We start from the raw sequence: 11,644 nt of genomic DNA on the forward strand, positions 1-11,644 counted from the left end.
CTCATCAGACACCTCTTCATGGCGAGTATTCTCGCCTAAATTGATGTCCGGGGAGATTAGACCACTACCATGTTCGATAAATCGAGCCTTCTGCCATTAACGCTCGCTTAATCGAACAAAGCGGCACACGCAGCTTCCAAGTTGCCCATGGCGGCGTGCGACAGCAATGCGTCCAGCGTGACCTGAGATTAGACGGGTTGACATCAAGCACAGGAAGAAGGCTGATAGCATTCGCCCTGCGTCGCCAAATCAGAGGTGACCGGAGCTTGCCTTGTCAGTTGCCGGCATCGCGAGCGATGCGATAGCCGCAATGGCACACATCGCCGCGACGTACCAGAAAAATAGGGACTCGCGTCCGGTCGCTTTCAGCGACAGCGCAACGTATTCGGCAGAGCCGCCAAACACCGCGTTCGCCAACGCATAGGGCAGCCCGACGCCCAGTGCCCGTACACCGGCCGGGAAAAGTTCGGCCTTTACCAGACCGCTAATCGACGTGTACAAGCTGAGCACGGCGAGCGCCAGCAAAATGAGGCCGAGCGCGCCATAGGGGTTTGTTACCGAACGCAGCCCCTCGAGAAACGGAACCGTTCCGACTGCGCTCACGATGCCAAACAGCAACATCGACTGGCGGCGACCAATCTTGTCCGACAGAGCGCCGAATGCCGGTTGCATGAACATGTAGGCAATCAGCGCAACCGTCATGACAAGACTGGAGGTTTTGGCGCCCAACCCTACCGTGTTGATTAGATATTTCTGCATGTACGTCGTCAGCGTGTAGAACGCCAACGAACCGCCCACGGTGAAGCCAATCACAATCAGGAGCGCACGCTTGTGCGTGAACAAGCTGCGCAGCGTTCCGGCTCCATCCTGGCGTCGTTCACTCGCTCTACTGGTTTCCTCAAGGGAACGCCGTAGGTACCACGCGACGATTGCACCGAGGCCGCCCAACGCGAACGGAATGCGCCATCCCCAAGAATGCAGCTCGCTCGACGTGAGGCATTGCTGGAGGATGATTACGACTACCAGCGCAGCAATCTGGCCGCCGATGATGGTGACGTATTGGAACGATGCCAAAAATCCGCGCCGCCCTTCTTGAGCAATCTCGCTCATGTAGGTTGCACTCGCGCCGTACTCTCCACCAACCGACAGCCCTTGCAAACAACGAGCAAGAAGCAGCAAAACTGGCGCCGCGGTCCCAATCTGGGCATATCCGGGCAAGAGCGCAATTACGAGCGAACCGCCGCACATCAGCCAGACGGACATAATCATCGAAGTCCGCCGTCCGCGTCGGTCAGCGATTCGCCCGAACAGCCAACCGCCAATGGGACGCATCAGGAAGCCGGTTGCGAACACGCCGGCGGTGTTCATCAACTGCGTCGTGGGATTGCTGGAGGGAAAGAATACGCCCGCGAAATACAGAGAGCAGAAGGAATAGACGAAGAAGTCGAACCACTCAATCAGGTTGCCGGAGGACGCCCCGACGATTGCGCGAATCTGGCTGCTAGTGCGACTCGGAGTCGAACGGACCTCCGCAGACACGGTCTGCGTTTTCATGTGTTTGTCTCCTGCCATGGAGCCCTGACGCGGTCTACCGCCACGCATTTAAGGGCATATACGGCCGGACTCTGAAGGAGGCCGACCGCCTTTTCGCTTACTTCAAGACGAACGGATTGCCCGTCGCCGCGCCGGTATTAATCCAAACGCTCTTGGTTTGCAGATACTCTTGAATCGCGTCAATGCCGTTCTCGCGCCCGAGACCAGAATCCTTGTAGCCGCCGAACGGCGACAAATAGCTGACGGCACGATAGGTATTGACCCAGACCGTGCCCGCCTGAATGCGCTCGGACATCCGGAATGCGCGCCCAATATCACGCGTCCAGACCCCCGCGCCGAGCCCGTAACGAACGTCGTTGGCAATCTCGACAGCCTCGTCCTCCGTTTCGAAGCGAATCACGGATAGCACCGGGCCGAACACCTCTTCCTGCGCGATTCGCATGCCGTTGTCGACCCCCGTGAAAATCGTTGGTTCGACGAACCAACCATCTCCGCATTCGGGCCGCTTCGCCGCCTGGCCACCCAAGGCCAGTTCCGCGCCTTCCCCGCTTGCGATGCTGATGTATTCCAGCACCTTCTCGAATTGAGGGCGAGTCGTGATTGGCCCCACCTGCGTGCCGGCATCCATCGGGTTGCCCATGCGGGCCATCTTCGCCAGCTCCACTACGCGCTTGACCACCTCGTCGTGCACACCGGCTTGCACCAGCAGCCGCGAGCCAGCGATGCAGGTCTGTCCGGTCGCAGCGAAGATGCCCGATACCGCGCCGTTCACTGCGTCATCGAGGTTGGCATCATCGAAAATGATGTTCGGCGACTTGCCACCGAGTTCGAGCGCGACATGCTTGAAATCCCGCGCGGCCTGCTCGTTGATTCGGCGTCCGGTCGCATCGGAGCCCGTGAACGTGACCTTGCGCACCAGCTCATGGCCTACGAGAGGACTGCCGACTTCGGCACCCAGACCGGTCACGACATTGACCACACCGTTCGGGAATCCAACGTCGGCGAGCAACTCCACTAACTCGAGCGTCGAGGCGGACGTGAACTCCGATGGCTTGATGACCACCGTGCAACCAGCGGCCAGGGCCGGCGCCAGCTTCCATGCCAGCAGCATCAGCGGCGAATTCCACGGCGTGATGATGGCGACGACGCCGAGTGGCTCACGACGCGTGAAATTGAAGTAGCCTTTCTTGTCCAGCGGGATAACATCTCCCTGAATTTTGTCGGCAAGGCCACCGTAATAGCGATACCACTGCGGCACATACTGCAGTTGCGCGTGCATTTCGGCGAAGAGCTTGCCGTTGTCGCGCACTTCGATTTCGGCGAGACGCGGTGCATGCTCGGCAATGCGGTCCGCCAGGCGAACCAGCAATTGCCCCCGTGCGCTGGCCGACAAAGCCGGCCATGCACCGGTCGTGAAGGCGCGGTGAGCAGCAGCTACCGCGCCTTCGACATCGGCAGCATTGCCACGTGCAATCTCGGCCCACGGCGCCCCGGTAAAGGGGTTATCCGAGCTTAGCCAGGTTTGGCTTGCAGGCTCGCTTCGCGCGCCGTCAATATAGTGGGTATAGCGTTGCATAGCGTCTCTTCCTAGCTCGTTCAGAAAGGACCGAAGCCGAGGTTTGCACGGAAGCGGTTCTTCACGAACACGCCGTCGCGCGGCGGCAGCGCACGCGGCGGCTCGTCGGCGCGAATGTGAACCTGCGCGAGTGCCGTGCCCTTGCGTGCGTTGATGCGTTCGACAATCTGACCGACATCGCCAGCGTTATGCACCTCGAACGAGTCAGCGATGCCGAAGCCCTTCGAGACCGCGACCAGTTGCGTGCCGAGGCTCGAGTGGCTGCGCTGCATGCCGGTTTCGCCATAGTGACCGTTGTCGAGCACCACGATGGTCAGGTTCTTCGGCTGTTTGACCGCGACCGTACCCAGCGCGCCGATGCCCATCAGCGATTCGCCGTCGCCGGTTACCACAACCACCGACTTTTCCGGCTGTGCGAGCGCCAGACCCAGACCCAGGGCGACGGAACCACCCATCGCGCCCCACAGGTAGAAGTTCTCGTCGCGGTCGCCGGCGGCGAACACGTCATACGACGGCGAGCCCAGGCCAGTCACGACGAGTGCTTCGGGAACGCCAGCCAGCAGCTTGGCAACGAAAGGACGACGCTCAATCAGAGCGTTCTGGTTTTGCTCGCTCATTACTTGCGCTCCCATTTCTTGCGACCAATCAGGCTTTGCGACAGCAGGACGGCCACGCGCTCGCCTGCCTCGAACGCAGCATCGAAGCCTGCGCTCACGATTTCCTCGACTTCTTCCGGCGTATCTGCGCGCAGGACCGTGATTCCCATCAGTTCGAGCGAGCCTTGCGTCGCGCGGCCCATCGGGCCTTGCCACGGGTTGAATTCGGCGTACTCGCCGCGCATCGTGACCAACGTGAAGAACGGAAACCGGCAGCTTTCCAGCAGAGAAAACATGTTCACGCAGTTGCCCACGCCGCTGCTTTGCATAAGCAGGACCGCGCGCTTGCCGCCCAGCCAGGCACCGCTCACGACTGCGACACCCTCTTCTTCGGTCGTCAGAACGACGTCCTCGATGTCGGTGTCTTCCTTGGCTGCCCGAATCACGTACGAATGACCGGCGTCGGGAACATATGCGACTTGCTGAACGCCACCGGCTTTCAGCACCGAAAAAATGGACTTTTGCCACTCGGGCGCCTGTCCGCTTGCATGACTCATGTCTCACTCCTTAACAAGGTGGATGGAGCTATCATAGAATCAGATACGAGTGGCCATGAAATAGAACTTTGTGATTCAGGAATCACGAATTGGCATGGACGGAGGAGGGTTATCCACTATGGACATCAAGCAACTCCGCGCACTGCTTGCGGTCGCGGAAGCCGGTAGTGTGACGAAAGCCGCTGAAGCGCTTCATATCGTCCAGCCGGCTGTCTCGCGACAATTGAAGCTGCTGGAGGAGGATGTCGGCACTGTGCTGTTCGAGCGAGGCCGGTATGGAATGGAGCTGACGGATGCTGGGGACATCCTTGTCGAGTACGCTCGGCGGGCGTTGCTTGAGTTGGACCGGGCTCGCGCCGAAATCCAGCCGTCGACTACCTCGGTTTCGGGTATCGCAACCATCGGGCTGCTTCCGAGCACGGCCGGTCTGCTATCGGGTGCGCTTGTCGAGCGCGTCAAGGCGCAGTATCCGGCCATAGAGCTGCGCATAGTGGTTGGCTATGCCGGCCACCTGCAGCAATGGCTCGAAGCTGGGGAAATTGATGCAGCACTGCTGTATGACGCACGCGCACTACCCACGCTCCAAGCCCAGCTCCTCCTCGAAGAGAGCCTGATGCTGGTCGGGCCAATCTCGTCAGCACTGACGCTGGACAAGCCTGTACGCTTCAGCGAGCTGGACGGCTGGCCGATGATTGTGACCAGTTCCCCACATGCGATTCGCAGCCTGCTGGACAGTGCATGTCGCGAAGCGGGAGTGAAGTTCGACGTGGTAACTGCAACCAACTCATTGGACGTGCAGAAAAGCCTGGTCATTGGTGGCCACGGCTACACGGTTCTTCCGAGCATCGCGATACAGGACGAACTTGCGCAAGGAAAGCTCAAGGCCGCACCGCTCATGGAGCCCGAACTCGTCCGGCAAATCTCGCTCGCTTTGCCAAACATCCGACGCCTGGCCACGCCCGTGCGATGTACCACGCAACTGCTGGTCGAGGTTATCCATGAAGCTGTGGCGAACAACGTTTGGCCTTCGCGCTGGCTCGCACCAGTCGCTGCCTAGTCTTCTTCGGGCGACGAATCGCACAGAGAAATCTCCGCCCAATCGCCGCGAGCGCCTCGTTCGGTGACCAATTCGACGATGACCTTTCCGACTGCGAGCGATGCGGAACTCACCGGAATCCAGGGAGCACGCCCTCCCTTTCGACTCCCTACTGCTCGATTAACCCAAAAGCCCGGTCCGCCGTTAATGTTTTACGAGTTCGGCGGTTATACGAAGGAACCGGTCGATATCGTCGACCGAATGGCAGTGAAGTGGCGAGACACGGATTGCACCAGGAATACCGAAAGATGCAAGCATCCGCTTCGAGTACAAGCTGCTTTGTATGCGTTCGTACACGATGACGCCACGGCTCTCATATTCTCGGACCGCCTCAGACGGAGACAATCGTTCCAACGACATTGCTACGATGAGGTCCCGCTTTGACAAATCGGGATAATCGAGGTGAACCGTAACGCCCTCAATCTGGCGCAAGCCCGGTACGCTTTCAGTTCCATCGAGCAATCTAGCAAGCAGGCTTCGCTCATGTAGCTCGATTCGGGTCATACCTTCAACAAACAACTCACGGCGCGCTGAGCTGTTGATGAATTGGCTACCAAGCCAGCACACGTAGTCGACAATTGATGAGACAACAGCAAACTGGGCAGGCGCAGGACTTCCCAAATCCCAGACCGTTTCAGCTTTCGCCGCAAGCTTGTGATGAGGAAGCCGGGCCATTCGGTCAGACATCCAAGTCATTCCCGAGCCTCGGCAGCCGAAGAACTTGTAGGGAGCAATGTTCATGGCATCGACCGGTGTCTTTTCGACGTCAATGATGCCGTGAGGCGCATGCTGGACGGCATCGACCACGATATAGAGGTCCGGCTTTATCTCACGGGCACGCCTTACCATCTGCTCAATGTCAATCTTGGCGCCAGAGATGTTCGACGCGTACATGACGCTGAGAAAGCATGTTTGCGCGTCCACGAGTTTGATAACCTCGTCGACATCGATGCCTCCGGTGATGGGATTGCTGGGCGCCACGCGCAGTTCTTTGCCCGACCTGTTTGCGTAGTAAGACACCGCGTCAAACGAGGAAGGATGCTCGAGCACGGAAGTGACAACATTGTTGCCGTCGATATTCTCGGCAATGGCCCTGATGACGTCGAACATAGCGCCGGAAGCTGTGTGTGACGCGAACACGGCTCCGCCCTTCGCATTGAAGATAAGGCGCACGTCATCGGCTCCGCGCGACTCGATACCCTGCAAATATTTCGCAATATCGTGCATCCGTTCGCTGCAGTCAGGAATGGAGTCTACCAATGCCAGTTGTTCGATGGCCGATTTGAGCCGGAACGAGCCACCAGCATTGTCCAGAAACAACCTTCGTCCACCCTTGAAATCGTAGTCGACGTGATGGAACCTGGTTTTAATCTCGCTGAGAAGTTCTTCAGAGAAAAGTTCGTTGCGATTCGCATTCATGGCATTCGCCTGTATTTAAAATTACTCGCGGCCAGCGTCGGAGGTACCGAGAGGTAGACCTAGCCTTCGTACGCAACAAAGGGCAAAGCATGGTCCATCCAGTCATAGGCGTCCTCACAGAAAAGGAACGCATATCGTGTCGCATGCCGACCATCAGGTTGCTCACAATCAAGGCTTGAGTCACCGCTCCCCTTACAGTCCGCAGCCTGCTCTCGAACGAGGGCTTGAGTTTGCATTGCTAACACTTCGTACGGTCAGTCAGAATTGAGAGAAACGAGGTACGCGCGTGCTTTTTCGGCATCGTATTGACCTTCCCATTTCGCGATAACCAGTGGAGCGAGCGCGTTACCCACCACATTCAATGCGGTACGTCCCATATCCATTACCCGGTCGATACCCGCGATGAAAGCAAGCCCTTCGAGCGGTAGCCCCGCGCTCGCAAGCGTCGCGAGCAAAATGACGAACATGAAACCCGGAACACCCGCCGCGCCCTTTGATGTGATTACCATCGTGAGTGTGAGCGCAATCTGCTCTTTCCAGCCCAGATGAATCCCGTAGAGCTGGGTGATAAAGAGCGTCGCGATTCCGAGATAGATGGATGCGCCGTCTAGGTTGAAGGTGTAGCCGGTCGGCACCACAAACGTCGTAATTGCTTTCGGAGCGCCAAAGTCCTCCATCTTCTTCATCAGCTGCGGCAAGACCGTTGCCGAGCTGCAGGTCGAAAAGGCGATGACGAGTTCATCCTTGATGACCTTCAGAAGCGCGAAGAAGTTGATTCCAAAGATTCTTGCCGTCACTCCAAGTACGCCAACCGCGAAAATAACAATGGCAAGGTAGGTTACCCCGATAAGCTTGACGAGGGGCAGCAATGAGCCAAATCCGAAGTTCGCAACGGTTACTGCAATCAGCGCGGCGACCCCGATGGGCGCGTAGCGCATCACCATGTTCGTCACGCGGAACATTGCGTCGGATACGCCCTTCAGCATGTTGAGGACGGGGCGCCGAAGGTCTTCCGGAACGCCTTGCAGGGCCAAGCCGAAAAGGACTGAGAAGAAAATGATAGGGAGCAAATCTCCCCGAGCCATCGAGGCGAACACGTTGTCCGGAACAATGGCGAGAACCATCGACATGACGCTGTGATGTGCGCCGGCTTGCTCAGCGCCATGCTGGAACTTCGAGACGTCGACATGACCAAGTTGAGAAATGTCGGTGCCTGCTCCTGGTTGCAGAAGGTTCCCCAAGACGAGCCCGATGATGATTGCAATCGTAGTGACGACTTCAAAGTAGAGCAACGTCTTGAAGCCAATCCGTCCCAGTGACTTGCTGTCACCCACACCGGCAATTCCCACAACCATGCTGGTAAAGACGATGGGAACAACAATCATCTTGATAAGACGGATGAAAACATCTCCTGCTGGTTGCAGATAGTCCGTTACTAGCTCGGCTCTCATGGCGGGATAGTGATTCAGAAGCACGCCGATAACGATGCCAACGAAAAAGCCAACGGCAATCTGAAGCGCAAGTCCAGCTTTTTTCTTTTTGTTGGCGGGCCGCGGTTCAGTCAAAGTCGAGGTTGATGGGGTCATGTGCTTGTCTCCTGGGTCGCCGCCATCATGGGACGACAGTGCCGCCGAAGAATGACTTCGGCGGTCATGAACATTCACCGCAGTTCGTTGCAGGCCTGTGCGATACGCTTACAGCCTTCACGAATGCTTTCTTCGGATGTTGCGAACGACAAACGCAGGTACGGTGCAACCCCGTATGCGCTACCGTCTAACGTTGCGACACCTGCGTATTCCGTGAAATACTTCACCACATCGAGGTCCGAGTTCAGCGCTTGGCCATCGGGTGTGGTCTTCCCAATGAGACCCGCTACGCACGGATATAGATAGAACGCGCCGCGTGGTGCCTTTACCGAGATTCCCGGCACGCCCTCGAGCAACTCGGCCATGAGCTTCCCACGTGCCTCGAAGACTTTCGCGGCCTCCCGGGGCGCATCCTGGCTTCCGCCAAATGCTGCAATTGCAGCGGCTTGACTGATAGAGCTCGGACAGGTCGTCGTCTGTGAGACAAGTTTGGAAATGGCATTCACCAGTGACGTCGGCCCGGCTCCGAAACCAAGTCGGAAGCCGGTCATCGAGTAGCCCTTCGAAGCACCGCTAATTACGAGGCTGCGGTCCTTGATTGATGGAATGGCCTTTACAGGAGATACATGACGCACGCCTGCATAGACGAAATGCTCGTAAATCTCATCCGACATGACCCACACGTGCGGGTGTCGCTCAAGCACCTCGCCGAGCGCTACGAGTTCGGCCTCCGTATAGACGGCCCCCGTGGGATTGTTCGGCGTATTGAGGATGAGCCATTTTGTGCGCGGCGTAATCGCTGCCTCGAGTGACTCCGGCGTCAGTTTGAATCCCTGCTGCTCGGTCCCGCTGACAATGACGGGTACTCCGTCGTTCACGACGACCATGTCCGGGTACGATACCCAGTAAGGCGCGTGAATGATGACCTCATCGCCACGGTTGAGCGAGACGGCCAGCGCGTGAAAAATGACGTGTTTGCCGCCACTACCGACCACGATGTTCTCGGCACCATATTCGAGGCCATTGTCACGATGAAGCTTTTCGGCAATAGTCTTGCGCAACGCGGGCGTGCCACTTGAACCAGTGTATTTGGTCTCTCCCCTATGCATCGCGTCGATAGCCGCTTCGACGACGTGCGTGGGGGTATTGAGGTCGGGCTCACCGATGGTGAAGTCAATGATGTCGCGGCCTTCTGCACGCAGTTTGTCGACAAGCGCTTTTGCGGCCATGCTCGGCGACGGCTTGATTCGATTGATACGCTCAGCAAGGAATTCAGTACGGGCCATGATTGTGCTCTAGCTTTGTGTTGTTAATCGACCAGACCTTTGGCCACAAGGATTTGCTTAATCCATTCCTGTTCACGTCGCCCGGTCGCGATTTCGTTTTGAATCCCTTCTTCCTTTACTTTGTGCTTCGCTGCCAGGGAGAGAATCTGTTCGGCATCTGCCTGCGCGAAACACACGACACCATCTTCGTCACCGACGACAACGTCGCCTGGATTCACAATCTGCCCGCCTACGGACACGGGCACGTTCAACTCACCGGGGCCGTCCTTGTACGGCCCGCGGTGCGTTACGCTTCGTGCGTAACAAGGGAAGTCTTCGAACGCCGCAACATCGCGAATGGCACCGTCGATGACGAAGCCAACGCATCCGTGTTTCTCGGCGTGGAGCTTGATGAGTTCACCAACCAGTGCGTTGTGCGGTTCACCGCCGCCCTCGATGACCAGCACATGTCCGGGTTGCAGCAACGTCAAAGCCTTGTAGACCATGAGGTTGTCCCCCGGCCTGCATTTGATGGTGAGCGCGGTTCCGACGAGTTTCCTGGTCTTATTGAATCGGGTAAGCCCGACAATCCCGACGCTGCGGGCAAGTTTGTCGCTGATATGCGGGGTGACGACGCCATCAAGCGCCGAAATGATGGATTGCGGCGCGAGCGCGGGCGCCGGGTTGATACGCAGACCAGGAAGGCTCATGTGGCATCTCCAGTTTTTGGTGCAGCGAAGTGCTGGCTGGAGACAACGATAAGCCGCCAAATGCTTGCAAAAAAGCGATTTTTTTGTATCTGATAATATCGCTTTTTTTCATGAGGTGACGCCATGCTCACATTCAAGCAGGTAGAGGCACTCTTCTGGATAGTTGAGCTTGGGTCGTTCGAGGCTGCTGCGAACAAGCTGAACGCTAGCCAGTCCGCAATCTCAAAGCGAATTCAGGAGCTGGAGAGCACGTTTGACCTGGAAGTCTTTGACCGAAATCGACGCACCGCACGCCTGACGGAAAAAGGCGAAGAGCTGTTCCTGTACGCGAAGGAGTTGCTTGAACGGCGCGACGAGATTGTCGAACGAGTGAGCGCCAAAGATGTGCTGGTACGGCGACTTCGGGTCGGTGTTACCGAATTGACAGCCCTTACCTGGCTCCCCCAACTCATAACTGCAATCAAGCGGGAGTACCCCAAGGTCATTGTGGAAGCTGAGGTTGAGCTGAGTTCGACGCTCCGAGAGAGGCTCGCCGAAGACAGCATCGACATCATCGTGGTTCCCGGAACTGCAGCGACTGAAGCATTCGTTTCAACGCCTCTCGCTACCGTTGAGAACGCCTGGATGTGCGTTCCTGAAATGGTGCCGCGAAAGACGTCCATACCCTTGGCCGAAATCTCGCAATTTCCGCTTCTAACCCAAGGCAATGCGTCGGGGACTGGCATGGCTTACGGACGGTTTCTTCAGGACCAGGGCGTACATGTACGCCGCATGCTGACCAGTAACAATCTGGTTGCACAGATTGGTCTAACCGTTTCGGGGCTAGGGGTGAGCTACCTTCCCGTTGCGTGCCTCCGGCATCTGATTACAGAGGGTGTGCTTGGCGTCATCCAGACGAAACCTCCGCTTCCGCCCATACAGTACAACGCTGTCCATCGGTCGAACCACCCCTATTCCCTTACCCGGGAAGTCGCACGCCTTGCGGCGGACTGCTGCGACTTCGGGACACTTTTGCTGCAACCGCGAAAGAGGAGCGGCGACCCCGTCTGAAAGATTATCGAAAACCTGAAGTCCGGCTACGCTCGTCACCGCCATTGAATCGCGAAAGCCGCTGCGACGGGCTTCGGCTCGAATCATCACTTTTTTGAATTTAGTCCCATGTAAAAATATCGCTTTTTTTCCTCATTTTGCCCGGAAACAATTGGTCTCAAGGCGTCGGCATGAAGTGCGGGGTTGGGGCGGCTCGATGTCGACACACCCGATGTTGAACGCCTATACCTGAACC

Annotated in this window: 10 protein-coding genes; 2 read left to right on the forward strand and 8 right to left on the reverse strand. The window is 57.5% G+C overall.

Features of this window, described 5'->3' with window-relative positions; translation table 11 throughout:
• Positions 1 to 249 precede the first annotated feature (249 nt).
• The 4 genes from U5775_RS37930 to U5775_RS37945 all read right to left on the reverse strand — a co-directional run bounded on the left by U5775_RS37930 (position 250) and on the right by U5775_RS37945 (position 4,283).
• Complete coding sequence (locus U5775_RS37930) at positions 250 to 1,554, reverse strand: MFS family transporter (RefSeq protein ID WP_322063263.1); 1,305 nt, start codon at positions 1,552 to 1,554, stop codon at positions 250 to 252.
• A 97-nt stretch (positions 1,555 to 1,651) separates the two neighbouring features.
• Complete coding sequence (locus U5775_RS37935) at positions 1,652 to 3,130, reverse strand: aldehyde dehydrogenase (RefSeq protein WP_322063264.1); 1,479 nt, start codon at positions 3,128 to 3,130, stop codon at positions 1,652 to 1,654.
• A gap of 20 nt (positions 3,131 to 3,150) precedes the next feature.
• On the reverse strand, positions 3,151 to 3,747 hold the full coding sequence (locus U5775_RS37940; protein WP_322063265.1) for a thiamine pyrophosphate-dependent enzyme: 597 nt from the start codon (positions 3,745 to 3,747) through the stop codon (positions 3,151 to 3,153).
• Positions 3,747 to 4,283 (reverse strand): phosphonopyruvate decarboxylase, encoded by a 537-nt coding sequence (locus tag U5775_RS37945; RefSeq protein WP_322063266.1) that lies wholly within the window; start codon positions 4,281 to 4,283, stop codon positions 3,747 to 3,749. The genes U5775_RS37940 and U5775_RS37945 overlap by 1 nt, the downstream gene beginning before the upstream one ends.
• 118 nt (positions 4,284 to 4,401) lie before the next feature.
• Here U5775_RS37945 and U5775_RS37950 point away from each other — a divergent pair, with 118 nt between their 5' ends.
• Complete coding sequence (locus U5775_RS37950) at positions 4,402 to 5,340, forward strand: LysR family transcriptional regulator (protein WP_322063267.1); 939 nt, start codon at positions 4,402 to 4,404, stop codon at positions 5,338 to 5,340.
• 183 nt (positions 5,341 to 5,523) lie between these two features.
• On the opposite strand, the gene U5775_RS37955 is transcribed toward U5775_RS37950, so the two are convergent.
• The 4 genes from U5775_RS37955 to U5775_RS37970 form a co-directional block, all read right to left on the reverse strand.
• Positions 5,524 to 6,798, reverse strand: a complete 1,275-nt coding sequence (locus U5775_RS37955; RefSeq protein WP_322063268.1) for an aminotransferase class V-fold PLP-dependent enzyme — start codon at positions 6,796 to 6,798, stop codon at positions 5,524 to 5,526.
• Positions 6,799 to 7,052: 254 nt separating this feature from the next.
• Positions 7,053 to 8,384, reverse strand: a complete 1,332-nt coding sequence (locus U5775_RS37960; RefSeq protein ID WP_322063269.1) for a cation:dicarboxylate symporter family transporter — start codon at positions 8,382 to 8,384, stop codon at positions 7,053 to 7,055.
• A 74-nt stretch (positions 8,385 to 8,458) separates the two neighbouring features.
• Complete coding sequence (locus U5775_RS37965) at positions 8,459 to 9,670, reverse strand: aminotransferase class I/II-fold pyridoxal phosphate-dependent enzyme (protein WP_322063270.1); 1,212 nt, start codon at positions 9,668 to 9,670, stop codon at positions 8,459 to 8,461.
• Positions 9,671 to 9,693: 23 nt separating this feature from the next.
• Complete coding sequence (locus U5775_RS37970) at positions 9,694 to 10,359, reverse strand: RraA family protein (RefSeq protein WP_322063271.1); 666 nt, start codon at positions 10,357 to 10,359, stop codon at positions 9,694 to 9,696.
• 123 nt (positions 10,360 to 10,482) lie between these two features.
• Here U5775_RS37970 and U5775_RS37975 point away from each other — a divergent pair, with 123 nt between their 5' ends.
• A complete protein-coding gene (locus U5775_RS37975) occupies positions 10,483 to 11,409 on the forward strand; it encodes a LysR family transcriptional regulator (RefSeq protein WP_322063272.1) in 927 nt (308 codons plus the stop codon).
• Positions 11,410 to 11,644 lie beyond the last annotated feature (235 nt).

The organism is Paraburkholderia sp. J63 (assembly GCF_905220245.1).
Classification (GTDB): Bacteria; Pseudomonadota; Gammaproteobacteria; order Burkholderiales; family Burkholderiaceae; genus Paraburkholderia.

Excerpts from the sequence above, each read along its gene's own strand:
- U5775_RS37930 (WP_322063263.1), bottom strand. The coding sequence starts at position 1,554 with ATGAAAACGCAGACCGTGTCTGCGGAGGTCCGTTCGACTCCGAGTCGC.
- U5775_RS37935 (WP_322063264.1), bottom strand. The coding sequence starts at position 3,130 with ATGCAACGCTATACCCACTATATTGACGGCGCGCGAAGCGAGCCTGCA.
- U5775_RS37940 (WP_322063265.1), bottom strand. The coding sequence starts at position 3,747 with ATGAGCGAGCAAAACCAGAACGCTCTGATTGAGCGTCGTCCTTTCGTT.
- U5775_RS37945 (WP_322063266.1), bottom strand. The coding sequence starts at position 4,283 with ATGAGTCATGCAAGCGGACAGGCGCCCGAGTGGCAAAAGTCCATTTTT.
- U5775_RS37950 (WP_322063267.1), top strand. The coding sequence starts at position 4,402 with ATGGACATCAAGCAACTCCGCGCACTGCTTGCGGTCGCGGAAGCCGGT.
- U5775_RS37955 (WP_322063268.1), bottom strand. The coding sequence starts at position 6,798 with ATGAATGCGAATCGCAACGAACTTTTCTCTGAAGAACTTCTCAGCGAG.
- U5775_RS37960 (WP_322063269.1), bottom strand. The coding sequence starts at position 8,384 with ATGACCCCATCAACCTCGACTTTGACTGAACCGCGGCCCGCCAACAAA.
- U5775_RS37965 (WP_322063270.1), bottom strand. The coding sequence starts at position 9,670 with ATGGCCCGTACTGAATTCCTTGCTGAGCGTATCAATCGAATCAAGCCG.
- U5775_RS37970 (WP_322063271.1), bottom strand. The coding sequence starts at position 10,359 with ATGAGCCTTCCTGGTCTGCGTATCAACCCGGCGCCCGCGCTCGCGCCG.
- U5775_RS37975 (WP_322063272.1), top strand. The coding sequence starts at position 10,483 with ATGCTCACATTCAAGCAGGTAGAGGCACTCTTCTGGATAGTTGAGCTT.